Source organism: Chromobacterium sp. FG22 (assembly GCF_057809415.1).
On the sequence record NZ_JBMDJX010000002.1, the window covers coordinates 240,074 to 264,175 of the forward strand.

17 protein-coding genes are annotated in these 24,102 nt (G+C 64.9%); 9 read left to right on the top strand and 8 right to left on the bottom strand.

What is annotated here, in order from left to right; genetic code table 11:
• Positions 1–118: 118 nt before the first annotated feature.
• The 4 genes from ACODSD_RS03245 to parC all read right to left on the bottom strand — a co-directional run bounded on the left by ACODSD_RS03245 (position 119) and on the right by parC (position 6,422).
• Complete coding sequence (locus tag ACODSD_RS03245) at positions 119–916, bottom strand: transporter substrate-binding domain-containing protein (RefSeq protein ID WP_233246762.1); 798 nt, start codon at positions 914–916, stop codon at positions 119–121.
• Positions 917–1,178: 262 nt separating this feature from the next.
• Positions 1,179–2,510: a sigma-54-dependent transcriptional regulator gene (locus tag ACODSD_RS03250; protein WP_227105942.1), complete on the bottom strand. Its 1,332-nt coding sequence runs from the start codon at positions 2,508–2,510 to the stop codon at positions 1,179–1,181.
• Positions 2,503–4,056: a sensor histidine kinase gene (locus ACODSD_RS03255; protein ID WP_488876768.1), complete on the bottom strand. Its 1,554-nt coding sequence runs from the start codon at positions 4,054–4,056 to the stop codon at positions 2,503–2,505. Before ACODSD_RS03255 ends, ACODSD_RS03250 begins: the two co-directional genes overlap by 8 nt.
• Positions 4,053–6,422 carry a DNA topoisomerase IV subunit A gene (gene parC, locus ACODSD_RS03260; protein ID WP_488876802.1) on the bottom strand — a complete coding sequence of 790 codons (2,370 nt, stop codon included), beginning with the start codon at positions 6,420–6,422 and terminating at the stop codon, positions 4,053–4,055. The genes ACODSD_RS03255 and parC overlap by 4 nt, the downstream gene beginning before the upstream one ends.
• A gap of 167 nt (positions 6,423–6,589) precedes the next feature.
• Here parC and ACODSD_RS03265 point away from each other — a divergent pair, with 167 nt between their 5' ends.
• Positions 6,590–7,057: a GNAT family N-acetyltransferase gene (locus ACODSD_RS03265; protein ID WP_486636201.1), complete on the top strand. Its 468-nt coding sequence runs from the start codon at positions 6,590–6,592 to the stop codon at positions 7,055–7,057.
• A gap of 226 nt (positions 7,058–7,283) precedes the next feature.
• Here ACODSD_RS03265 and ACODSD_RS03270 read toward each other — a convergent pair whose 3' ends face one another.
• The 3 genes from ACODSD_RS03270 to pdxH all read right to left on the bottom strand — a co-directional run bounded on the left by ACODSD_RS03270 (position 7,284) and on the right by pdxH (position 11,346).
• Entirely contained in the window at positions 7,284–8,537 is a 1,254-nt protein-coding gene (locus ACODSD_RS03270; protein WP_107801375.1) for a M28 family metallopeptidase, read from the bottom strand.
• A 95-nt stretch (positions 8,538–8,632) separates the two neighbouring features.
• Positions 8,633–10,123 carry a M4 family metallopeptidase gene (locus ACODSD_RS03275; protein ID WP_107801376.1) on the bottom strand — a complete coding sequence of 497 codons (1,491 nt, stop codon included), beginning with the start codon at positions 10,121–10,123 and terminating at the stop codon, positions 8,633–8,635.
• Positions 10,124–10,704: 581 nt separating this feature from the next.
• The gene (gene pdxH / locus ACODSD_RS03280; protein ID WP_488876769.1) at positions 10,705–11,346 is read right to left on the bottom strand and encodes a pyridoxamine 5'-phosphate oxidase; all 642 of its coding nucleotides are present in this window, start codon (positions 11,344–11,346) and stop codon (positions 10,705–10,707) included.
• A 218-nt stretch (positions 11,347–11,564) separates the two neighbouring features.
• On the opposite strand from pdxH, the gene hemA reads away from it, so the two are divergent.
• From hemA to ACODSD_RS03305, 5 genes are all read left to right on the top strand, one after another.
• On the top strand, positions 11,565–12,818 hold the full coding sequence (gene hemA / locus ACODSD_RS03285) for a glutamyl-tRNA reductase (RefSeq protein WP_107801378.1): 1,254 nt from the start codon (positions 11,565–11,567) through the stop codon (positions 12,816–12,818).
• Entirely contained in the window at positions 12,818–13,894 is a 1,077-nt protein-coding gene (gene prfA / locus ACODSD_RS03290) for a peptide chain release factor 1 (RefSeq protein WP_107801379.1), read from the top strand. The genes hemA and prfA overlap by 1 nt, the downstream gene beginning before the upstream one ends.
• A 632-nt stretch (positions 13,895–14,526) precedes the next feature.
• Positions 14,527–15,447, top strand: a complete 921-nt coding sequence (gcvA, locus tag ACODSD_RS03295; protein ID WP_019102440.1) for a transcriptional regulator GcvA — start codon at positions 14,527–14,529, stop codon at positions 15,445–15,447.
• A 284-nt stretch (positions 15,448–15,731) separates the two neighbouring features.
• A complete protein-coding gene (locus ACODSD_RS03300; RefSeq protein ID WP_488876770.1) occupies positions 15,732–17,312 on the top strand; it encodes an MDR family MFS transporter in 1,581 nt (526 codons plus the stop codon).
• Complete coding sequence (locus ACODSD_RS03305; protein WP_107801381.1) at positions 17,305–17,727, top strand: MarR family winged helix-turn-helix transcriptional regulator; 423 nt, start codon at positions 17,305–17,307, stop codon at positions 17,725–17,727. The genes ACODSD_RS03300 and ACODSD_RS03305 overlap by 8 nt, the downstream gene beginning before the upstream one ends.
• A 25-nt stretch (positions 17,728–17,752) precedes the next feature.
• Here the strand turns inward: ACODSD_RS03305 and ACODSD_RS03310 are convergent, their stop codons facing one another.
• Entirely contained in the window at positions 17,753–18,520 is a 768-nt protein-coding gene (locus ACODSD_RS03310; protein ID WP_107801382.1) for a substrate-binding periplasmic protein, read from the bottom strand.
• 117 nt (positions 18,521–18,637) lie between these two features.
• Between ACODSD_RS03310 and metH the strand changes: the two genes are divergently transcribed.
• The 3 genes from metH to ACODSD_RS03325 all read left to right on the top strand — a co-directional run bounded on the left by metH (position 18,638) and on the right by ACODSD_RS03325 (position 24,102).
• Positions 18,638–22,351 carry a methionine synthase gene (gene metH, locus ACODSD_RS03315; protein WP_107801383.1) on the top strand — a complete coding sequence of 1,238 codons (3,714 nt, stop codon included), beginning with the start codon at positions 18,638–18,640 and terminating at the stop codon, positions 22,349–22,351.
• Positions 22,341–22,859: a DUF2878 family protein gene (locus ACODSD_RS03320; protein ID WP_488876771.1), complete on the top strand. Its 519-nt coding sequence runs from the start codon at positions 22,341–22,343 to the stop codon at positions 22,857–22,859. The genes metH and ACODSD_RS03320 overlap by 11 nt, the downstream gene beginning before the upstream one ends.
• Positions 22,860–23,352: 493 nt before the next feature.
• Positions 23,353–24,102 carry a trypsin-like serine protease gene (locus ACODSD_RS03325; RefSeq protein WP_107801385.1) on the top strand — a complete coding sequence of 250 codons (750 nt, stop codon included), beginning with the start codon at positions 23,353–23,355 and terminating at the stop codon, positions 24,100–24,102.

Below are 24,102 nucleotides of genomic sequence, written 5' to 3' on the forward strand. Positions count from 1 at the left end.
GGCGAAGGTTATTGATCCAGAGCAGACACCCACCCTTAGGCCAGCCGGGCGCGGCAAGGCGCGCTCAGAGTCTGTTCAACGCCGTATCGCCGAAGCGCGGCAGATTTTGAACGGGTTCTCAGGGCTTGAACCAGGGACGTCCGCGCTGGGTGGGCAGCTGGTAGCGTTCCGCCAGTTTCTCGTAGCCGCCGGCGGCGGCGAAGCGGCGCAGGCCCTGGTTGAAACGGTCGCGGTCGCGGACGTCGCGGAAGGTCAGCCGGTAATGGGTGGGGGTGAACAGCGCGTACGGGCAGAGCTTGGCGCCGACGTCGATTTCCCGGCGCAGCTCGTGGCTTAACTGCTGGAAGATGTTGACGTCGGAAATCGCCACGTCGGCGCGCTCGCTGTACAGCAGGCGGTTGAGGGTGACCTGCGGCGATTCTTCCCGGTAAGACGTAATCTGCGGCGCCAGCGCGGCGAAGTCGGGGCCCAGGTAGAGGTGGGCGCCCTGGAAGGCGGCCACCCGGAAACGGGCCAGGTCGTCCAGCCGGCGCAGGCGGATGCGGCGTTTGCACAGCGTGATCGCCATGTTCTGGTAGACGATGTAGGGCTCGGAAACATGGCCGCCGCTATTGGCGATGGCGGCGTCCACCTGGCCGTTGGCCAGCCAGTTGTGCGCGCGCAGATTGGGGCCGAAGCGGATCTGGGGCTGATAGCCGGCCTGGATCAGGGCCTGGTGGACGATATCGTATTCCACGCCTTTGGCGCGCTCTGCATCGATATAGGGCTGTTTGGTTTCGCCCAGCGCCACCCGGATCGACGGCAGCGCGGCTATCGGGGCGCTGAGCGCGCCGAACAGCAGGGCCGGCAAGGCGCGGCGGGCGAGGTGGAGCGGCGAGAAAGCCATGGGGCGGTAGCGGATATCGATGTCTTGCAATGGCGCGCGCGCTTGGGCGGGGCCGCCGAATAGATTATTTATAGCCGCTGGTCCGGGTCCGGTCTTGTCTGATGCGCGGACGCGGGCCGCGGCTGCCGCATTGTAGCGATTGCGCGGCCGGGCTTCCCGGCTTTCCGGCAAGGGGCCGGCAAAAAGCGAGAATATGGCTTATCCACAGGATTTGGCGCAATGCCGTGCTTATCCACAGCGTGCTTAGCGCAGAGCCTGCTGCGCGTCGGCGATGCCGTGTTGAAAACCCTTCTTATTTGATGCCCAGCCTTTCCATCCGATAACGCATGGAGCGGAAGGTCACGCCCAGCTGCTTGGCGGCCTGGGTGCGGTTGAAGCGGGTGCTTTCCAGCGCCTTGAGTATGGCCTCGCGCTCCACCCGGTCCAGAAAGTCCTGCAGCGCTTCGCCGTCGGCGCATGTCGGCGCTTCGCCGTCGCCGTGGCCGCCGTGATCGCCAGGCAGCAGTTGCAGGTCCGGCAATTCGATGCGGGCGTCGTTGGCCAGCGCCACCGCGCGCTCCAGGATGTTTTCCAGTTCGCGGAAATTGCCCGGGTAATTGTATTCCAGCAAGGCCTTGAGCGCCGCCGGCGCCAGCCGCGGTTTTTCATCGGGGGAAAAGCGTTCCAGCAGGCCGGCGATGTAGCGCGGCAGATCCTCGCGCAGTTCGCGCAGCGGCGGCATGCGCAGCGGCAGCACGTTCAGCCGGTAATACAGGTCCTGGCGGAAGCTGCCGGCGTCCACCCGCGCCGCCAGGTCTTTGTGGGTGGCGCAGATGATGCGCACGTCCACCGCTTCTTCCTGGGCGTTGCCGAGGCGGCGCACTTTCTTTTCCTGAATCGCGCGCAGCAGCTTGACCTGCATCGCCAGCGGCAGATCGGCCACTTCGTCCAGAAACAGCGTGCCGCCGTTGGCTTGCTGAAAGAAGCCGTCGCGGTCGTTGTCGGCGCCGGTGAACGCGCCTTTGCGGTAGCCGAAGAATTCGCTTTCCATCAGCGTTTCCGGGATGGCGCCGCAGTTGACCGGAATGAACGGCCGTTCGGCGCGCGCGCTGTGCTCGTGTATCATCCGCGCCGCCTGTTCCTTGCCGGTGCCGGACTCGCCGCTGAGGTAGACCGCGGCCTGGCTGCGCGCCAGCTTGCCGACCAGGCGCAAGGCTTCCTGGATCGCCGGGGATTCGCCGTCCAGCCGCACCGCGGCGCCGGGCTTGCCGTTGTCCACGCGCAGCACGGACTTCACCAGGCTGCGCAATTGCGCCAGGCTGACCGGTTTTTGCAGGTAGTCGAAGGCGCCGGCCTTCATCGCCAGCACCGCGTTGTCGGTGTTGCCGTAGGCGGTGATCACCGCGATGGGCACGTCCAGCCCCTGCTCGGCGATATGGCGCACCACCTCGATGCCCTCGCCGTCCGGCAGGCGCATATCGGTCAGCGCCAGGTCGAAGGGCTGGCTGTTCAGGCTGAGTTTGGCGGCGCCGACGCTGGCGGCGGTGGCCACGTCCAGCCCCATCTTGATCAGGGTCAGTTCCAGCAGTTCGCGGATGTCCGGTTCGTCGTCGATCACCAGCACGCGCAGGGAGGATTTAGCCATAAGCCTTGTGACAGATCAGACGGAACACGCCGCCGGGCGGGCAGTAGTCCAGCCGCGCGTCGTTGGCTTCCGCCAGCTCGCGCGCAATGTACAGGCCCAGTCCGGTGCCGGCGCTTTCCGTGGTGAAAAAGGGTTCGAACAAGCGGGCCTGGGCATCTTCGCTCATGCCCGGCCCATCGTCCATGACCTTGATGGTCAGGTGGTTTTCCACTTCGCCCACTTCGATGCGCACCGCGCCCGGCTGTTTGCTGGAGTAGCGCCAGGCGTTGGCCAGCAGATTATTGAGAATCTGGCCGAAATGGCCGCGGTCGAACTGGACCGCGGCGGCCTGCGCCTGGTAGACGCAGCAGATCGCGCCGGCGGCGGCGGCCTCCACCACGCCGAAGTGGTCCAGCAGTTCGTCCAGAAAAGGCTGCAGCCGGATGGGCTCGGGCTTGATCCGGTCGCGGCGGTTCAAGGCCAGCACTTCCTGCACCATGTGGTTGATGCGCTTGCTATTGCCTTGCACGATGCGGATCAGCCGCTGGCGCGCGGGATCGGTTTCGTCTTCGGCCAGCAGATCCGCCGCGTGGTTGATCGCCGACAGCGGGTTGCGGATTTCATGGGCGATATTGGCGGTGAGCCGTCCCAGCGCCGCCAGCTTCACGCGTTTGCCCTCTTCCGCCATGTCGGCCATATCGCGCATGAACAGCAAGAGCGCGTGGTCGACGCCCATCAGCACCGGCACCATGCGGCCCACCAATTGGCGGCCGCGGATATTGCGGTCTATGAAGCTGGGATTGGGCGGGCAGCCGTTGTGCCGCCAGCGCTCCACCAGCGGCAGCAGTTCCGGGACGACGTGGCCGCGGCGCATGGCGCCGAAGTAGCGCGCCGCCTGGTTGTTGAACTGGCGCAGCAGGCCGGAGGGGTCCAGCACCACCACCGCGTCGCGCTGGCTTTGCAGCACCAGTTCGTTCAGGCGGTTGAGGTTGGCGATTTCGCCGCCGCGGCGGGTGGCCAAGGCCTCGGAGTCGCGCGCCACCCGGCCCAGCTTCCAGGTGACGATGGAGGTGATGAAGCCGGCGGTGGCCAGCAGCGCGGAGTAGTAGAAGTCGGAACCGCGGCCTATGCCCAGGTATTGCTCGACGCCGACGAAGGACAGCAGGATCAGGGTGGCGATGGAGGCGTAGAACAGCGCGTAGCGGCCGGAGGACAGCAGGCCGGCCACCGCCAGATAGGGCAGGAGCAGGATGCCGTAGCCGCTGCGCACGCCGTCGTTGATGCCCATCAGCAGCACGATCATCGCGATGTCGGCGGCGATGGCCAGGGTCAGCTGCAGGGTGTGGGCCAGCCGGCCGTTGCGCAGCAGGAACCAGGCGCCGATCAGCGCGGCGTAGACGCCGCTCCACAGATAGAAGGCCTTGCCGCCGGCCACCAGCGATTCGCCTTCGCGGTTGGCGAACAGCGACATCGCCAGCAGCACCAGCAGCAGCGCCGCCCGGAAGCTGTTGATGAAGACCAGCCCGCTGCGCGGGGTCAACGGCGTGGGCGGGCGGTCCCGGTTCATGTCGTCGGCAGCTCGCTGATGGCGCCGACGCTCCATTTCTTGGGCATCAGCTTGCCCTTCTTGCCGCGCTTGCCGGCGAACTCCGCCAGCGCCAGTTTTTCATCGGAGGCCTTGCCGCGCACCGACAGCGTGGACAGCAGCGCCTTGTCGCCGTTGACGAGGCCGACGGCGGTGAGGGCTTCGCCGTTGTCCAGCGCCATCAGCATCAGGCCGCGGCCCTTGGCCAGCTCCTTGAGCTCGGCGGCCGGGAAGGCCAGCAGCCGGCCGTTGTCGGCGGCGGCCACCAACTGGGTGGCTTCGACTATGCCGGCCGCCGGCAGCGGCGCCGGGGTCAGCACGCTTTCTTCCGGGTTCAGCGTCAGGAAGGCCTTGCCGGCCTTGACCCGGCCGGCCATGTCGCCCAGCTTGGCGATGAAGCCGTAACCGCCGGAACCGGCGACGACGAAGCGGGCTTCGTCCTTGCCGGACAGCATCTGCGCCGGCTTGGCGCCGTCCTGCAGGTCCACCAGCGAGGCCACCGGCACGCCGTCGCCGCGGCCGGTGGGCACGTCGGCCGGATCCACGGTGTAGGCGCGGCCCTTGGAGTCCAGCACGATCACCGACCACACGGTGCGGGTTTCCACCACGGTGTGCAGCGCGTCGCCGTCCTTGAAGGCCAGCGCGGCGAGGTCGACGTTGTGGCCGACGCGGGCGCGGATCCAGCCCTTTTGCGACAGGATGATGGTGACCGGCTCGTCGGCTATGGTCTGGGTCAGCACCGCACGCTCGGCGGTCTTGATCTCGCTGCGGCGCTTGTCGCCGTATTTGGCGGCGTCGGCCTGGATTTCCTCGCGCATCATGGTGCGCAGCGCGTCCGGGGTGTCCAGCACGTGGCGCAGGCCTTCGCGCTCCTCGCGCAGGTCGGACAGCTCTTTCTCCAGCTTGAAGCCTTCCAGCCTCGCCAGTTGGCGCAGGCGGATTTCCAGGATGTCCTCGGCCTGGATTTCGGTCAGGCCGAAGGCCTTGATCAGGTCCGGCTTGGGCTCGTCGGATTCGCGGATCACGCGTATCACTTCATCGATGTGGATGAAGGCGATCATCCGCCCTTCCAGGATGTGGATGCGCTTTTCCACTTGGGCCAGCCGGTGCTGCAGGCGGCGGGTGACGGTGGTGCGGCGGAAGTCCAGCCATTCGCTGAGGATGGGCTTGAGGCCTTTCTGACCCGGCCGGCCGTCCAGGCCTATCATCACCAGGTTCATCGAGGCGTTGCCTTCCAGGCTGGTCTGCGCCAGCAAGGTGTTGATGAACTCGTCCGGGTCCTGGCGGCTGGATTTGGGTTCGAACACCAGGCGCACCGGGCACTCGCTGTCGGATTCGTCGCGCACGCGGTCCAGCAGCGACAACATCAGGCTCTTCAGGTTTTGCTGGTCCTGGGTCAGCGCCTTCTTGCCGGTCTTGACCTTGGGATTGGTGGCTTCTTCGATCTCCGCCAGCACTTTCTGCGCGCTGGAGCCGGGCGGCAGTTCGGACACGATCACGCGCCACTGGCCGCGCGCCAGTTTTTCCACTTCCCATTTGGCGCGCACGCGCACGCTGCCGCGGCCGCTCTCATAGGCGGCGAGGATGTCTTCGGCCGGGGTGATGATCTGGCCGCCGCCGGGGAAGTCCGGGCCAGGCACGTATTGCATCAGCGCCGCAGTGTCCAGTTCCGGATCGTCCAGCAGCGCGACGCAGGCTTGGGCCACTTCGGTCAGATTGTGCGGCGGGATTTCGGTGGCGAGACCCACGGCGATGCCGGAGGCGCCGTTGAGCAGCACCATGGGCAGGCGCGCCGGCAGCAAGCGCGGCTCTTCGAAGGCGCCGTCGTAATTGGGCACGAAGTCCACGGTGCCCATGTCGATTTCCGACAGCAGCAGATCGGCGATCGGCGTCAGCCGCGCCTCGGTGTAACGCATCGCCGCTGCGCCGTCGCCGTCGCGGCTGCCGAAGTTGCCCTGGCCGTCGATCAAGGGGTAGCGCAGCGTGAAGTCCTGCGCCATGCGCACCAGCGCCTCGTAGGCGGAGCTGTCGCCGTGAGGATGGTATTTACCCAGGATCTCGCCGACCACGCGCGCGGATTTCACCGGCTTGGCGCCGTGGGCCAGGCCCATGTCGCGCATCGCGTACAGGATGCGGCGCTGCACGGGTTTCTGGCCGTCGGCCACTTCCGGCAGCGCGCGGCCCTTGACCACGCTCATCGCGTATTCCAGGTAGGCGCGCTCGGCGTAAAGGTCCAGCGGAATCCACTCGCCGTCGTCGGCGTCTGCCGCGGGCGGAGTGGGCGGCGGCGGGGTCAGGGCGGCAGCGCCGTCCGGCGTAATCTCGGCAAACAGATCGGTATCGTTCATATGGGCAAGGCAGGAGTTGAATCGGTTAGCGTTCATCGGCCGGCGTTTGCGCCACGGCAAAGCCTGTCCTCACGGTTATAGCTGGCAAACACGCCTTGTCGTAAGCTTGGCCCGGGCGCGCCGCTAAGCCGGCCGATGATAATGAATCAGTTCAGGGGAATTCTACTATGGCAAACCGAGTTGCGTGGCACTGCCACCGTTTCGATGGTTTTACGCCGCTGGCGCTGTATCGGGCCTTGCAGTTGCGCGACCGGGTGTTCGTGGTGGAGCAGCAGTCGATTTACGGCGACGTGGACGGCGTGGATCTGCACTGTCTGCACCTGTCCGGCCACGACGACGGCGGCCGGCTGCTGGCTTACGCGCGCCTGATCGCGCCGGGGGAGAAATACCCGGACGCGGCGGCGATAGGCCGGGTGGTGGTGGCGCCGGAGGCGCGCGGCCAGGGCCTGGGCAAGGCGCTGCTGGCGCAGGCGGTGGCGCAGTGCCGCGCGCATTTCCCGCAGGCGGCCGTCATGTTGTCGGCGCAGACCGACGCGCAGGCCTTGTACGAAAGTTTCGGCTTCTGCGTGGTGTCCGAGGCTTACGACGACGGCGGCATTCCGCATGTGGACATGCGGCGAGAGGCCGGCGTCTGAGAACCTGTTTACGATCTGCTGCGCGTCGGCGGAATAGTTAGACAAGGGCGTTGAAAACGCTTTCAGAATGCTCATGTACCACCTGTGCATTCCGCTTCTTCAACCGTTTTCGCCTTGTCTCGCCTTCGCTCGCGAGATCGTAAACACGTTCTGAGCGCTCGCGGCATGGCCCACAATGAAAAACCCACCCCCGGGAGGGGGTGGGCGCATTGGACTGCGCTTGGGGTCAGCGCTTGACCGCCGGGCCGTCGCTGCCCAATTCCACCGCGTAGGCCAGCGCCAGTTGCGAGAACTTCAGCGCGTGGCGAGCCTGGTTGCCGGCGCTGGCGAGGGTGTCGCGCACGGTGTGGATATTGGGGTTGGACTGGTTGAAGGCGGACTCGAACGGGAAGGACGCCGGGTAGCCGTTCTTGTGCCAGGAGGCGTGGTCCGAGCACGCGTAGCCGCACGAGCTGTAGCCCACTTTCAGATTGGGCAGATAGACCTTGGCCAGGTTGGCGAGGAAGGTGTTCTGCGACGCGTTGGTGTAGTCGGTGAACAGGAAGATGTCCTCCGCGCTGCCCTGGTAGTTGGTCATGTCCAGCTGCAAGGCGCCCACCACGTTGACCTTCTGCTGCTTGTAGCGGTTGGCGATGTCGGAGGAGCCGCGCAGGCCCACTTCTTCCGCCGCGTAGGCCATGAACTTGATGGTGCGGCGCGGCTGGTAGTTGTTGGCCATCAGCACGCGGATCACCTCGGTCAGGCTGGCGATGCCGGAGGCGTCGTCGTCGGCGCCCGGCGCGCGGCTGGTTTCGCCGGTGCCGTTGCCCACGGTGGAGTCCAGATGTCCGCCCAGCACCAGGGTTTCGGCGGCGTTGTCCTTGCCCTTGATGGTGAGGATCACCGATTTCTGCGGCCAGGCGCTGTGGGCGAACTGCTCCACGCTCACGTCGCCGCGGCCGGCGGCCAGCTGCCGCCATTGGCTGGCGATCCAGTTGGAGGCGTTGACGCCGTGGCTGGTGGTGTAGAAGCGGTTCTGGTAGTTGGACAGGGACTGGATGGTGCCGAGGATGTTGCTGTCCTGCAGCTGCGGCAACAGCTTGTTGACGGCGGCCTGGTCGTTGATCTGGTAGCTGGGCAGCAGCGCGCTGGCCACCGGGGCTTTCAGCGCGGTGCGCGCGTCCTGCAGATCCTTGTGCACGATGAAGCCGCCGCAATGGCGCAGGCTGTGGTGGATGGCGTCCGACAATTGCGGCAGCACGCTGTCGTCCACTTGCACCAGGTGGACCTTCTCGGTGGCCACGCCCTTGGCGGACACGCCGGCCGGCAGCGCGCTCACCGCCAGCTGGCGGCTTTCCTGACTGCGGCTTTTCGGGCTGACCTGTTGCAATAGCTGGTAGGCGTCGTCGCCGATGGAAATCCACACCGGGGCGGCCTGGGCGGCGCCGGCCAGGCTGGTGGCGGCCAAGAGCGCGACGAGACTCGGTTTGAGAGTGAGCATTCCGGAATTCCTGAGCGATGCCGGCCATGGACGGGCCATGGCCGGCGGATGGGAGAAACGGCGCGGGCCGTCATGGCCGCGCCGTCAGGCGGTCATCAGCTGCCGCAAGCCACGCCCACGGCGGTGAAGGCCTTGGTCACGTCGGCCTTGCTGTAGCCGCGCGCTTCGGCCGCTTTTTCAACGCCGCAAGCGGCGCTGTTGTAAGTGGCGTTGGAGGTCCAGTACAGGCGGTTGGCGTCCACGAACACTTCAAAGGCCTTGCGGGTGTTCCAGCCGGCGCTGGTGGCGATCAGGTAGAAGGCCTTGTTGTACACGCCGCTGGAGTAGTGCACGTCCAGGCCGCTGGTGTAGTCCTTGGCGTGGCCGATGGAGCGGCCGTCCTTGGTCGGATCGGCGAAGTAGCGCAGCGCGCCGGTCTGCTTGAAGATTTCCGCGCCCACCAGGAAGTCGTTCTTGCCCTTCATGTAGTACTCGGCGGCTTCGCCGGCCATGTCGGAGAACGCTTCGTTGATGCCGCCGGACTGGCCGCTGTAGACCAGGCCGGAGTTCTGCTCGGTGAAGCCGTGGCTGACTTCGTGAGCGGACACGTCCAGCGACACCAGCGGATAGAAGCGGGTGGCGCCGTCGCCGAAGGTCATCGCGCTGCCGTCCCAGAACGCGTTTTCATAGTTGCGGCTGTAATGCACCTTCATCAGCAGCTTCTGGTTGATCGGACGCAGGTTGAACCAGTCCTTGTACAGATTGAACACCACGTTGCCGAAGTAGTGGGCGTCGTTCAGCGGCGAGTAGGCGCCGTTGATCTGCTTGTAGGTGTTGGTGGGGCAAGCGAACTTGTACGGGGTGGTGCCGCTGGTGCCGCCGTTCAGGTTGATGGTGGCCACGTTGCCGCTGTCCATCTTGCAATCGCTGGTGACGATCAGCGGGCCGTAGTTGGTGCCGTACAGGTATTTGCCGGTCTTGGCGTTGCCGCCGGGGCCGTTGGCTTCGGCGTGGTTCAGGCCTTCCCACTGCTTCAGCACCTGGCCGCTGTTGGCGTCGATGATGAGGTGCGGGCGGCTGGGCTCCTTGCCGCCTTCCACCAGGAAGGACACCAGGTAAACCAGCTGGGCGGTGTTGTTGTCCAGACGGACCACCAGTTCCGTCTTCTCATTGCGGGTTTCGTAGCCGTTGGCCTTCAGCGCCTTGGCGCTGGCCAGCACCTGGGAGGCGCTGAGCGCCGGCTTGACCGAAGCCAGGTCGGAGCCGATGCCGCGCACATAGTAGCCGGACAGCTTGCTGGCCGCGGCGGTGGACGAGCCTTTGGCGAACTGTTTTTCCTCCACCACGGCCTCGCCCCACACCGGCACGCCCTGATAGAACTGCTGGTAGCGGGTGACGACTTTGCCGTTGGGGAACTGGGCGCTGCGCTGCGCTTTCAGTTCGCCCTGGTTGATGCCGGCGGCGCTGAACACGCTGGCGCCGTCGACGAGTTTGCTGGATTTGGCCAGCGCTTCCAGGTTGACGCGCTCGGCGGCGTGGGCGGAACCGTAAGCCAGGGCGAGAGCGGACAGCACCAGTACGCGAACCATCGCAGTTTGGGTTTTCATCACGACTTTTTCTCCAATGTAGATCAGCAGGACACGGTAATGCCCCGCGTCAAGCCGGCGGGTCTTGCATAAAGGCCGCCGGCGCCAGACAGGCTTGCGCCTGCCCTTTCGGACGCTTGGAAACCATTCCCTCAAGATGGCTGCCGCCATCGGGCGGGGAGGTTTTCGCCGCGTCCCTTATGCATTCCCGACATGGGACGTCGCTCTGAGCATGGGAAAGGAATTGCTGAAACCAGAGGACGTTGGCTTGGTTTGTTCTGACGACCACTTGCCAAATGCATAAATTATGTATTGGTTTTTCCGACTTGATATGCATCTGTTCTAAGTGCCAGTTGCCTGGGCATGGCCGGCGGCGGGCATGACCGAAATCAAAGCGGGGCGTCGAATCCTTGGTAGACAAGGAGAAGAGAGGGAAACATCAAGAAAATGAAAAGCCGCATCATCCCGATGCGGCTTGTTGTGATGCGGCAACATCCAAATCGCTATAAAAGCGGACAAACTGTCTAATTTGAGATGGTTGCAGTTTTTTGAATATGCGTAAAACTCATTATTTCAATGAGTTGTCCTCACTGGAGACCGGTTCACGGCGCCAGCCGCGCGATCTTCCAGCCGCCGTCTTCCCGCAAGGCGTACTGCACCCGGTCATGCAGCCGGCTGGGTCGGCCCTGCCAGAATTCCAGCCGGTCCGGCGTCACCGCGTAGCCGCCCCAATGCGGCGGCCGCGGCACGTTCAGCGGGTGTTTGACCCCGAACATCGCCGCGCGCGACACCAGCACGCCCTTGGAGCCGATCTCGCTGCTCTGCTCGCTGGCCCAGGCGCCTACGCGGCTGGTGTAGGGCCGGCTGGCGAAATAGGCGTCGGATATTTCCGGCGCCACCTGGGCGGCGCGGCCCTCGATGCGGATCTGCCGTTCCAGCTCCGGCCAGAAGAAGGTCAGCGCCACATAGGGGTTGTCGCTCAGCTGGCGGCCCTTGCGGCTCAGATAATTGGTGTAGAACAGCAGCTGGCCGTCTTCCACGCCCTTGAGCAACACGATGCGCGATGTGGGGCGTCCGTCCGCGCCGGCCGTGGCCAGGTTCATCGCCGTGGGTTCCGGCACCTGCGCGGCGATGGCCTGGTCCAGCCAGCTCTCCAGCTGGGCCAGCGGGTCCGGCAGGCACTCCTCCGGCGACAATTCTTTCTTGGAAAAATCCTTGCGGATGTCTGCGAGGTTCAGCGACATTTCGTCCTCCTTGATGGGGCTTATCTTATGCCAGCTTCGCTTGGCCCATATAGGGGTTTGCGCAAGAAGAACGCGTTATTTGGGACGCGCGCGGCGCCGGATTCTGCTATGTCGTATAAGGCGCCGGCGACGGGCCGGCGCGGCTTGCCGCCGCGGCGCAGGACTTGCGGTTCAAGTTAGGCTAAAATACCCCATTTCTTTCCGCGGCTTATCCGCCCATGCATCTGTTCGCCCTTGGTTTGAACCACCATACCGCACCGCTCTCCATCCGGGAAAAGCTGGCTTTTCCTGCGGAGGTGTTGCCCAAGGCGCTGGACAGCCTGGTCAGCTCGCATGCGGCGCGCGAGGCGGCCATCGTCTCCACCTGTAATCGCACCGAAATCTATTGCACCGGCGGCGATCCGCAGGCGGCGCTCAGCTGGCTGGCGCAATATCACGGCCTGGCGCTGGCGGAAATGCAGCCCTATCTGTATCAGCTGGACGAGGCCAACGCCGCGCGCCACGCTTTTCGCGTCGCCTCCGGCCTGGACTCCATGGTGCTGGGCGAAACCCAGATCCTGGGCCAGCTGAAGGACGCGGTGCGCAGCGCCGAACACGCCGGCACCATGGGCACCCTGCTCAACGGCCTGTTCCAGCGCACCTTCGCCGTGGCCAAGGAAGTGCGTTCCAACACTGCGGTGGGCGCCAGTTCGGTGTCGATGTCGGCGGCGGCGGTCAAGCTGGCAGAGCAGATCTTCCCCACCATTGGCGAACTGAACATTCTGTTTGTCGGCGCCGGGGAAATGATAGAGCTGGTGGCCACTCACTTCGCCGCGCGCAATCCCTCCTGTATCACCGTGGCCAACCGCACGCTGGAGCGCGGCCAGCGGCTGGCGGAGCAGTTCGGCGGCAACGCCGTCACCCTCGCCGAGCTGCCGGACATCCTGCCGCGCTACGATGTGTTGGTCACCTCCACCGCCAGCCAGCTGCCCATCATAGGCAAGGGCATGGTGGAGCGCGCGATCAAGGCGCGCCGTCACCGCCCCATCTTCATGTTGGACCTGGCGGTGCCGCGCGACATCGAAGTGGAAGTGGGCAAGCTGGCCGATGTGTTCCTGTACAGCGTGGACGACATCGCCAGCGTGGTGGAAGTGGGCAAGGAAGCGCGTCAGAGCGCGGCCGCGGAAGCCGAAACCATCATCCAGGCCCGGGTTTGCGAGTTCAGCGACTGGCTGAAGAAGCGCGAAACCGTGCCCTTGATCCGCGCGCTGCGCGACGACGCGGACCGGCTGCGCCGCGCCGCGCTGGACGCCGCGCTCAAGCAGCTGGCGCGCGGCGAAGCGCCGGAGCGGGTGTTGGAAACCCTGTCGGTGCAACTGACCAATAAATTGATGCATCCCCCCACCCGGGCCTTGTCGTCCGGGCGCGGCGCGGAGCACGACGCGCAGGTGGAAGCCGTGGCGCGTCTTTATCGTTTACACCCGGAGTCGTAATGAAAGCGTCAATTGCGGCCAAACTGGCGCAACTGGCCGATCGTCTGGAAGAGGTGACCCACCTCCTGGCCAGCGAGGCGGCCACTCAAAATATGGATGCGTTCCGCAAGCTCACCCGCGAGCACGCCGAACTCAGCCCGGTGGTGGAAACCTACCAAGGCTACCGCCAGTGCGAAAGCGACATCGCCGCGGCGGAAGACATGTTGTCGGACCCGGAAATGAAGGAGTTCGCCCAGGCGGAAATCGCCGAGGGCAAGGATAAGCTGGCGGTCTTGGAGCTGGAGTTGCAGAAGTTGCTGCTGCCCAAGGACCCCAACGACGAGAAAAACATCTTCCTGGAAATCCGCGCCGGCACCGGCGGCGACGAGGCCGCGCTGTTCGCCGGCGACCTCCTGCGCATGTATACCCGCTACGCCGAACGCAATCGCTGGCAGGCGGAGATCGTCTCCGCCAGCGAATCCGACCTGGGCGGTTATAAAGAGGTCATCGTGCGGCTGATCGGCTTCGGCGCCTATTCCCGGCTCAAGTTCGAATCCGGCGGCCACCGCGTGCAGAGGGTGCCGGTGACCGAGACCCAGGGCCGCATCCACACCTCGGCCTGCACCGTGGCGGTGATGGCCGAGGCCGACGAACTGGCCGACGTGGTGCTGAACCCGTCTGATCTGCGCATCGACACCTTCAGGGCCAGCGGCGCCGGCGGCCAGCACATCAACAAGACGGATTCCGCGGTGCGCATCACCCATATTCCGACGGGGATTGTGGCGGAGTGTCAGGACGGCCGTTCCCAGCACGCCAACAAGGCCAGCGCCATGCAAGTGCTGGCGGCGCGCATCATGGACATCCAGCGCCGAGAACAGCAGCAGAAGGAAGCGGCCGAGCGCAAGAGCCTGATCGGTTCCGGCGACCGTTCCGAGCGCATCCGCACCTATAACTTCCCGCAGGGCCGCATCACCGACCACAGGATCAATCTGACCTTGTACAAGCTGGATTACGTGATGGACGGCGATCTGAGCGAACTGACCGGCGCCTTGATCGCCGAGCAGCAGGCGGAACTGCTGGCGGAATTGGGCGAGTGAAAGCCGGGCGGTACTAGCCAGGATTATTGCGTTGCCGCTGTCGGCGCAACGCGCTACACTCGCAAACTCAAGAACGGGCGGTTCGCCGCCCGCGCCCAAGCGACGTTCGCGCCGCCTGGGCTTATTCTCCGAACTTTGGGCCACTCGCGTGGCCTTTTTTCTTGTCCGCTCGCCGGAGCGCGGGCAAAAAAAAGCCGGGCCCTGTCTGAACCCGGCAATGCCCAACGTGGATTGGCAGTTAATCTGGCGACGCCGCCGCAGTTTCGGCGACACGCGATAAGCGGTGGAAAATTCTCCGTTGCAAGCGGATGTCATCCTGTAATATTTATAATCCGTTACTATTTCAGTACGGATAAAGCCTTAGGCTCGGGAATGACGGTTCCGTTTCCGGGAAAGCCAAGGCCGGGCTTGGTTTTGGCTGCGGGCGCCGCGCTGGAAATCGGGGAGCGCGGCAGGGACGGTTCGATCAACGCGGAGCGGCGGTCTTCATGCTATTGACGCATGGCGGCGGCTTGCATGCCGCGGTCCGCCGTTCCAAGCCCAGCCGTGCCCGGCATGCCTAGCATACGATGTTGCGCCTGGCATGACAAAGCAGTTAATTTCATGATAACCATGATAAAAAGGCATGTAAGATGAAGCTGCCACCGCTGAATGCATTACGCGTATTTGTCGTCGCCGCCGAGCATTTGTCCTTCACCCGCGCCGCCGCCGCGCTCAGCCTGACCCAAGGGGCGGTCAGCCGCCACGTGCAAACGCTGGAGGAATACTACGGCGCCACTCTGTTCACCCGGCAGGCGCGCGGCCTGTCGCTGACCGCCGAGGGCGAGGCGCTGATCAAGCCGGCGCGCGAGGCCTTCCAATTGCTGAACGAGGCCAGCGAAGCGCTGCGGCTGCGGCAGAGCGATCTGCGCGTGCGCATGCCGCCCACCCCGGCAATGCGCTGGGTGTTGCCCAATCTGCCGGACTTCCAGACCCGCTATCCGGAATACACGCTGCACCTGGTGACTCAGCTGATTCACGACAAGCCGTTCAACCGAGCGGAGTACGATCTGGCGGTGGTGGGCATGGCGCGCGCCGAAGTGGCGCCGGACCTGCGCACCGAATGCATCTGCCGCGAAAAACTGATCCCGGTCTGCTCCCCGGCCCTGCTCAACGGCAAGCACCCGCTGAACACCCCGGACGATTTGCGCCATCACACCCTGCTCCACCCCTGGCGCGATCAGGACACCTGGAAGCGCTGGCTGAAACTAGCCGGCGTCAACGGCGTGAATCCGGAAAGCGGCGTCACCTTCGACGCCTCCGAATACGCGCTGCACGCCGCCGTCGCCGGCATGGGCGTGACCCTGGCCCAGGTGTCCATGGTGACCCAGGACCTGGATTCCGGCCGGCTGGTGATGCCTTTCGACACCGTGCTGGAGACCGAGTGGAGCTACTACCTGGTTTATCCGCACGAGCTGGCGGAACTGCCCAAGGTCAAAGTGTTCCGGGACTGGCTGGTGGCCATTCTGGCCAAGAGCGAGGCCAGCAGCTGGCTGGCCCGGCGCGGTTACTGAAGCGCGCGGCGGCGCGGACGCGCCGCCGCCTAAGAATCCGTTCTAAGTTTGCGGCGCTTTGGTCGGATAGTTTAGACAAGGGCGTTAAGAACGCTTTCAGAATGCACAGGTACCCGCGGTACATTCCGCTTCTTCAATCGTTTTCGCCTTGCCCCGCTCTTGCTCGCGCGCCTTAAACAGGCTCTAAGAGCCCCTGCTTTGTAAATCTTTGTGTCCGCCACTGGATTCCTGGCCTTTCTCGGCGCAAAATAGTTGACTAGTCAATTATTGATGGATCAACAAAAATGAACACCTTAGCCGCAACCGCTGGAGCGGCCGGCGCGCTGGATTTCCGCCAGAAAGTGCTGGCCATGCTCGGCTTGTGCTTCGTGCTGCTGATGGTGGCGCTGGACCAGACCGTGGTCGGCACCGCCATGCCCACCGTGGTGGCGGAGCTGCACGGTTTCGATCTGTACGCCTGGGTGGGCACCGCCTACCTGCTCACCTCGGTCATCACCGTGCCCATCTTCGGCAAGCTGGGCGACGATCACGGCCGCAAGCCCTTCGTGCTGACCGCCATCATCCTGTTCACCGTCGCCTCCATGCTGTGCGGCCTGGCCCAGAACATGCTGGAACTGGTGCTGGCGCGCGCGCTGCAAGGCGTGGGCGGCGGCATGCTGGTGGCCACCACCTTCGCCTGCGTGCCGGACATGTTTCCGGAAACCGCGCAGCGTCTGCGCTGGCAAGTGATGCTGACCGCGGCCTTCGGCCTGGCCAACGCGGTGGGCCCGACCCTGGGCGGCTTTCTCACCGAATACCTGGGCTGGCGCTGGGTCTTCTTCGTCAATCTGCCGGTGGGTATGGCCAGCCTATGGTTCGTCTGGCGCTATCTGCCGGCGATGCGCCGCGCCGGCGCCGCGTCCAAGCTGGACTGGCAGGGCGGACTGCTGATCGCCGCGCTGCTGGGTTCGATGCAATTGCTGGTGGAATGGCTGCCGCTGCACAAGCCGCTGTGGCTGATGGCCGGCCTGGGCCTGAGCGGCCTGGCCGCGCTGGCCGGCCTGCTGTGGTGGGAGCGGCGCTGCCCCAACCCGCTGCTGCCCTTGGACATGCTGAGCCACCGCAGCCTGGCGCCCTTGTTCGGCCTGTCGCTGTTGCTGGGCGGCGGCATGTTCGCGGTGATGTACTATGCGCCGCTGATGTTCCAGGGCGGCTTCGGCCTGTCGCCCAACCAGGCCGGCCTGCTGGTGACGCCGCTGGTGGTGTGCATCACCCTGGGCAGCATCCTGAACGGCCGCATCGTCACCCGGCTGCGCCGCCCCACCTTGCTGCTGGGCCTGGGCTTGCTGCTGTTCGCCTTCACCGCCGGCGCGCTGGCCTGGGTGGACGCCGGCACCGCGCACTGGCTGGTGGCCGCGCTGATGGCGGTGGGCGGCTTGGGCCTGGGCCTGTTGCTGCCCAATCTGACCATCTTCGTGCAGCAGAGCGCGCCGCGAGAGCAACTGGGCGTGGCCACCGCCATGATCCAGTCCACGCGGATGATAGGCGGCATGTTGGGCACCGCGCTGGTGGGCGTCTTCGTCACCCACCGCTACGTCGCCGGCGTCAACGCCTTGCCGGCCGCGCCGCAGTGGCAGGCCTGGCTGCGCGATCCGCAAATCCTGCTCAGCCCGGACACCGCCGCCCGTTTCGAACAACTGACGACGGCGGCCCGGATCAACGGCGGCGCCTTGCTGGATGCCTCGCGGCTGGCGCTGGTGGACGCCATTCACCTCAGCCAGTGGCTGGTGGCGGCGCTGGCGGTGCTTGGCTTATTGCTTGTGCGGCGAGTCCCGCATGTAGAATTGCGCGATGTCAAAACCAAGACGGCGGTAATCCATGACTGAACGCGCTCCCAATCTGCTGCAGCAAATCGGCCGCACCGGCCGCGCCATGTACGCGGCGTTTGAACAGCAGGTGGGCTATCCCTTGCCGCGCTGGCGCATACTCGCCGCGCTGACCGATCTGGAGCAGGCGACGCAGAAACAGCTGGCCACCCGGCTGATGATGGATCCGGGCGCGCTGACGCGGCAGTTGAAGGGCATGGAGGAGGAGGCACTGGTGCGGCGCATCACCGATCCGGCCGACAACCGCCAGACCCTGGTGACGCTGGCGCCGGCCGGACAGGCGCTGATAGAGGAGGTGCAGCCCAAGCGCGAGGCGTTTTTCCGGCATGCGCTGGCGGATATTCCCGCCGAGCAGATGGAAACCGCGCTGGAGGTGATGCACCGGCTGGAGCAGCGCTTCCGCGGCCAGGATTAGAGCCGGCGCCGCCGGCCGGCGGCGCTCATTCCTGCGGCTGCCACTGATAGGTTTTCAACACCGCCTTGATGCGGCCGCTTTTCTGCAGACGGTCTATCGCCTGGTTCAGCTGCGCCACCTTGATGTCGGAATGCGGCGCCACCGCGCACATGGTGGGCATGAAGGTGACCACCAGCGGGTGCAGCTTGAACTGCGCCGCGTCCTGCGGCCAGTTGCGCGCCCAGGCGGCGAACTCCAGTTCCGAGACGATGGCGGCGTCGCTCAGCCGCTTTTGCACCGATTTGATCAGCAGCTCCATCCGCGCCTCCTCGTTGTGGGAGGCCGGGTTGCCGCGCCAGAAACGCTCCAGCGTCGGGTAGTTGTAGCCGCGTATGGTGACGATGCGCTTGCCGGCGAGGTCGTTCACCTGGCGCACCTCGGTGGCTTGCTTGAGCGTTAGCGGACGCTCCAGCTGCGGATAGATCTCATGGGTCCAGCCCAGCCGCGCGGCGTTGCCGAACCAGTCCGGATTGGCGTTGCAGACGATGTCCACCCGGCCCGATTCGATGGAGGCCTCCACCCGCTTGCGGGCGATCAGAATGAATTCCGGACGCAGGCTCAGCTCGGCCGCCAGCATCTCGCCGATATCCTTGGACAGGCCGCCGCGCAGGTGCTCGCCGTCCGGCGACAGCATCACCACCGGCGCCGCGTCGGTATCCGCCACGCCTATCCGTAAACTGCCCGCCGCCCACGCCTCCCCGCACCATGCCGCCGCCAGCCCCGCGAGCAGCCACAGCTTATTCGTAATGGCCATATGGATGTTCTCTCTTTATTCTTAAGCAAGCGCCCGGACAGTTGATTGCGAGTGTTAAGATGAGCTTTTGAGTCCGTTGCGCTTGTTATCGTTGTAGACAAAAAAAGTTCAGCCGCCATGACAAAAACATCCTCGCATCCCCTCCGGCAACACCTATCCCAACGCATTCTGATCCTGGACGGCGGCATGGGCACCATGATCCAGCGCCATCAGTTGGAGGAGGCCGATTATCGGGGCGAGCGCTTTGCCGACTGGCCCAGCGACGTCAAGGGCAACAACGATTTGCTGGCGCTGACGCGGCCGGACGTGATCGGCGGCATTCACCAGGCCTATCTGGACGCCGGCGCGGACATCATCGAAACCAACACCTTCAACGCCACCTCCATCGCCATGGCGGATTACGCGATGGAAAGCCTGGTGTGGGAAATCAATCATGCCGCGGCCAGGCTGGTCAAGGAACTGTGCGAAAAGGCCAGCGCCGCCAATCCGGCCAAGCCGCGCTATTGCGCCGGCGTGCTCGGTCCCACCAACCGCACCTGTAGCATCAGTCCGGACGTCAACGACCCGGGCTACCGCAACGTCAGCTTCGACGAACTGGTGACGTCCTACACCGAGGCGATAGACGGCCTGGTGCAAGGCGGCGCGGACCTGCTGCTGGTGGAAACCATCTTCGACACCCTGAACGCCAAGGCGGCGGTGTTCGCCATCCACAAATACTTCGACGAGCGGCCGGACACGCCGCGGCTGCCCATCATGATCTCGGGCACCATCACCGACCAATCCGGCCGCACCCTGACCGGTCAGACCACCGAGGCCTTCTACAACTCGCTGTCCCACGCCGACGCGGTCAGCTACGGTCTCAACTGCGCGCTGGGCCCGGACCTGCTGCGGCCCTATGTCGAGGAGATGGCGCGGGTGTCCGCCGGCTATGTGTCGGTGCACGCCAACGCCGGCCTGCCCAACGCCTTCGGCGGCTACGATCTGGAGCCGGAGGCGATGGGCGTGTACGTCCGAGAATGGGCGGAGTCCGGCCTGATCAACATCGTGGGCGGCTGTTGCGGCACCACGCCGGAACACATCGCCGCCATCGCCCGCGCGGTGGACGGCGTCGCGCCGCGTCCGCTGCCGGCGATAGAGGCCAAGTGCCGGCTATCCGGCCTGGAGCCGTTCAACATCGGCGACGGGGATCTGTTCGTCAACGTCGGCGAGCGCACCAACGTCACCGGCAGCCGCGCCTTCGCCAAGCTCATCCTCAACGGCGACTACGCCACCGCGCTGGACGTGGCGCGCCAGCAAGTGGAGAACGGCGCCCAGGTCATCGACATCAATATGGACGAGGGCATGCTGGACGCCCACGCCGCCATGGTGCGCTTCCTCAACCTGATCGCTTCCGAGCCGGACATCGCCCGCGTGCCCATCATGATCGACTCCTCCAAGTGGGACGTGATCGAGGCCGGCCTCAAGTGCATACAGGGCAAGGGCATCGTCAACTCGATCTCCATGAAGGAAGGCCGGGACAAGTTTGTCGAACAGGCGCGCTTGATCCGCCGCTACGGCGCCGCGGTGATCGTCATGGCCTTCGACGAAGCCGGCCAGGCCGACACCTACGCCCGCAAGATAGAAATCTGCGAGAACAGCTACCGCATCCTGGTGGACGAAGTGGGCTTCCCGCCGGAAGACATCATCTTCGACCCCAATATCTTCGCCGTGGCCACCGGCATCGAGGAGCACGCGCGCTACGGCCTGGACTTCATCGAAGCCACCGGCTGGATCAAGCAACAGCTGCCGCACGCCAAGATTTCCGGCGGCGTGTCCAACGTCTCCTTCTCCTTCCGCGGCAACAACAAAGTGCGCGAGGCCATCCACGCCGTCTTCCTCTACCACGCCATCCAGCGCGGCATGACCATGGGCATCGTCAACGCCGGCGCGCTGGAAGTCTACGACGAGGTGGACCCGGAACTGCGCGAACGGATCGAGGACGTGGTGCTGATGCGCGCGCCCAAGGACGGCGGCGACGCCACCGAACACCTGATCGCGCTGGCGGAAAAATACAAGGGCGAAGCCGCCGGCGAGAAAAAGGGCGAAGACCTGGCCTGGCGCGCGCTGCCGGTGGAAAAGCGGCTGGAGCACGCGCTGGTCAAGGGCATCACCACCTTCATCGTCGAAGACACCGAGGAAGTGCGGCAGAAAGCCGCGCGCCCCATTCATGTGATCGAAGGTCCGCTGATGGACGGCATGAACGTGGTGGGCGATCTGTTTGGCGCCGGCAAGATGTTCCTGCCGCAGGTGGTCAAGTCCGCGCGGGTGATGAAGGCCGCCGTCGCCCACCTGGAGCCCTTCATTGAAGAGGAAAAGATCCGTCTGGGCCTGGCCGACGCGCCGGCCAAGGGCGTGATCATCATGGCCACGGTCAAGGGCGACGTCCACGATATCGGCAAGAATATCGTCGGCGTGGTGCTGCGCTGCAATAACTACCAGGTGATCGATCTGGGCGTGATGGTGCCTTGCCAGAAAATCCTGGACGCCGCCATCGAACACAAGGCCGACATCATCGGCCTGTCCGGCCTGATCACCCCCAGCCTGGAAGAAATGAGCCATGTGGCCAAGGAAATGCAGCGCCAGGGCTTCAGCGTCCCGCTGCTGATCGGCGGCGCGACCACATCCAAGGTCCACACCGCGGTCAAGATCGCCCCGCACTACCAGCACCCGGTGATCTACGTGCCGGACGCCAGCCGCGCCGTCGGCGTGTGCTCCAACCTGCTGTCCGACACCCTGCGCGACGGCTTCGTCGCGGAAAACCAGGCCGAGCAGGACCGCGCGCGCGAAGGCCACGCCAATAAGGCGAGCCGCAAGGTGGTGAGCCTGGAACAGGCGCGCGCCAACAAGGAGGCGATAGACTGGGCCGCCTACCAGCCGCCCACGCCGCAATGGCTGGGCGTGCGCCGTTTCGAGCGCTATCCGCTGGCCGAGATCGCCGCCTACATCGACTGGACGCCGTTCTTCCAGAGCTGGGAGCTGGCCGGCCGCTTCCCGCGCATCCTGAACGACGAGATCGTCGGCGAATCCGCGCGCGCCTTGTACGAGGACGCGCAAGTGATGCTCAAGCAGATCATTGCCGAGAACTGGCTGGGGGCTAACGCGGTGATCGGCCTGTTCCCGGCCGCCAGCGTCAACCACGACGATATTGAAATCCGCGATCCGGACAAGCGCGCCAGCCTGATGAGCTGGGTGGGCCTGCGCCAGCAACTGCCCAAGATGGACGGCAAGGCCAACTGGGCGCTGGCCGACTACATCGCGCCGCGGGACAGCGGCGTGCAGGACTATATCGGCGCCTTCGCCGTCACCGCCGGCATCGGCATCGAGCCGCACGTCAAACGCTTCGAGGACGCCGGCGACGACTACTCCTCCATCCTGCTCAAGGCGCTGGCGGACCGGCTGGCCGAAGCCTTCGCCGAACTGATGCACGCCCGCGTGCGCCGCGAGTTCTGGGGCTATGCCGCCGCCGAGCAGCTGGACAATGAAGCGCTGATTGACGAAAAGTACCAGGGCATCCGCCCCGCGCCCGGCTACCCGGCCTGCCCGGACCACACCGTCAAGACCGCGCTGTTCGAGCTCTTGGACGCGCCGGCCATCGGCATGACGCTGACCGAAGGCTATGCGATGCTGCCCACCGCCGCCGTGTCCGGCTTCTACCTCAGCCATCCGGCCTCGCGCTATTTCGGCGTGGGCAAGATCGAGCGCGACCAAGTGGCCAGCTACGCCCAACGCCGCGGCGTCAGCGTGGAACAGGCGGAACGCGACCTCGCCCCCAATCTGGGCTATGACGCCTGAGGCGGGCAAGCCCTGGCCCAGGCTGCTGCTGGGCAGCCTGATCTTCGGCGTCGGCGCCTGGCTGCTGTTCAGCTTCCGCGACCGCTACGTGGTGCTGTTGCTGGCCGGCGCGCTGCTGGCCTGGCAAGCGTTGCCGGCCGGCTTTAAAACCCGCGCGCTGTTGTTGAGCGCGGCCGCCTGTCTGCTGGACTTCGCCGTCTCCGGGCTGGGTCTGTACCGCCTCGTCGGCGTCGGCGGCCTGCCCTTGTGGCGGGTCGTCTTGTGGCTGAGCTTCAGCTGCTGGTGGTTGCGGTTGCTGGCGGTCTGGCGGCCGTCGCCGCGTCTGCTGGCGCTGGTCGGCGCGCTGGCGGGGCCGCTGCTCTGCTGGTGCGGCCTGCAACTGCGCGCCCTGCAAGCCGGCGCGCCGCTGTGGCTGATGTTGCTGGCCTTGGCGCCGTTATGGGCGGCCTTGCTGGCCTGGACGCCGCGCTTGCTGCCGATGGACCAAGGATCGGCGGCGCAGGCGTGATTGTGGATAAGAAGGCGGTTCTTGCCGATCTGTGGATAAACTAACGCGTTGTCGCGTTCATGCCTTGAGCGCATTTGGCATCCCCCTGAATAAAAACCGCATCGTTTACGATGCGGTTTTTATTTATTTAATCCGAAAAATCATAATTCAATCCAAAGTTAATTAAATATGGATTATTAAAACTGTTGGAAAAGCGGTGAAAATTAACAAAGCGGCTATTTCAGTTTCAGCACAATCGTATCGCGGCGCGCCACAGGCGGGTTAGCCGCGTGCGCAGTAAGAAGTTTTAATAAAAACTTATGACTTTGTTATTTTAACGGCGGCCGGGCATGGAAAATTCACACATGAAAATCATTTCGAAAATCACATAATCATTGCAACCGGACGGCAGGCTCGCAACGAGGAATTGGCAGATTCCGAGCGAATCAAGGCGGCCTCGTCCGGTATTTTTGGATGATGAAAACCGCAATAACGATTTTGAAAAGGATATTCCGTGAATAAACTCATTGTCGCCGCATGCCTGTTGGCCAGCGCGCAATTGACCGCCGCCGCGCCGTTCTCTCCCACCGAAACCCATTACGTCAAATTGGATTTCCGCGGCTCGTCCGGCGGCAATATCTGCGGCGGCTCGCTGGTGGGGCCGGACCTGGTGCTGACCGCCTCGCACTGCATTCTGGACAACTGGAACAGCGTGACCGCTCATTACGGCCGTCACTTCGCCCAGCGCGTGGAAACCGCGCGCAACAACGCCAAGCCCAACTGGATCAAGTTCGACCACAACGGCGTAGCGGTGGACCTGGCCCTGCTGAAACTATCCCGCCCCATCGCCGGCCTTGACGGCGCCAGAACGGTGCCGGTGGTGGCGCAGGAGGACTGCAACGGCGCGATAGGCGCGATGCAAGCCAATCTGCGCATGGCGGAGACCGGCGGCCAGCTGGCGGCCAGTCTGATGGACGTCCGCGTCGCCAATATACAGCGGCTGGGGCCGTCGCCCTTGGCCAACGGCGTGTCCCTGCTGGCCAACGGCACGGTGGGCCGCGGCGGGGACTCCGGCAGCCCGTTGCTGTCGCCCAAGGGCGTGCAAGTGGGCGTATACAACGGCAACGCCGGCAATGTCTCCGCCTACGCCGCATTGTGCAAATACGCGGGCAGCATCAAGGCCTGGTCCGATGTGCTGAGCCCGTCCGGCAGCCAGACCCCGCCGCCCGGCGACTGGGTGTGGCCGGACGCCGCGCGACGCTGA

Bases quoted from the DNA above. Each gene is read 5' to 3' on its own strand.
- ACODSD_RS03250 (WP_227105942.1), bottom strand. From the start codon at position 2,510: ATGGCTAAATCCTCCCTGCGCGTGCTGGTGATCGACGACGAACCGGAC.
- ACODSD_RS03255 (WP_488876768.1), bottom strand. From the start codon at position 4,056: ATGAACCGGGACCGCCCGCCCACGCCGTTGACCCCGCGCAGCGGGCTG.
- parC (WP_488876802.1), bottom strand. From the start codon at position 6,422: ATGAACGATACCGATCTGTTTGCCGAGATTACGCCGGACGGCGCTGCC.
- ACODSD_RS03265 (WP_486636201.1), top strand. From the start codon at position 6,590: ATGGCAAACCGAGTTGCGTGGCACTGCCACCGTTTCGATGGTTTTACG.
- ACODSD_RS03270 (WP_107801375.1), bottom strand. From the start codon at position 8,537: ATGCTCACTCTCAAACCGAGTCTCGTCGCGCTCTTGGCCGCCACCAGC.
- ACODSD_RS03275 (WP_107801376.1), bottom strand. From the start codon at position 10,123: ATGAAAACCCAAACTGCGATGGTTCGCGTACTGGTGCTGTCCGCTCTC.
- pdxH (WP_488876769.1), bottom strand. From the start codon at position 11,346: ATGTCGCTGAACCTCGCAGACATCCGCAAGGATTTTTCCAAGAAAGAA.
- hemA (WP_107801378.1), top strand. From the start codon at position 11,565: ATGCATCTGTTCGCCCTTGGTTTGAACCACCATACCGCACCGCTCTCC.
- prfA (WP_107801379.1), top strand. From the start codon at position 12,818: ATGAAAGCGTCAATTGCGGCCAAACTGGCGCAACTGGCCGATCGTCTG.
- gcvA (WP_019102440.1), top strand. From the start codon at position 14,527: ATGAAGCTGCCACCGCTGAATGCATTACGCGTATTTGTCGTCGCCGCC.
- ACODSD_RS03300 (WP_488876770.1), top strand. From the start codon at position 15,732: ATGAACACCTTAGCCGCAACCGCTGGAGCGGCCGGCGCGCTGGATTTC.
- ACODSD_RS03305 (WP_107801381.1), top strand. From the start codon at position 17,305: ATGACTGAACGCGCTCCCAATCTGCTGCAGCAAATCGGCCGCACCGGC.
- ACODSD_RS03310 (WP_107801382.1), bottom strand. From the start codon at position 18,520: ATGGCCATTACGAATAAGCTGTGGCTGCTCGCGGGGCTGGCGGCGGCA.
- metH (WP_107801383.1), top strand. From the start codon at position 18,638: ATGACAAAAACATCCTCGCATCCCCTCCGGCAACACCTATCCCAACGC.
- ACODSD_RS03320 (WP_488876771.1), top strand. From the start codon at position 22,341: ATGACGCCTGAGGCGGGCAAGCCCTGGCCCAGGCTGCTGCTGGGCAGC.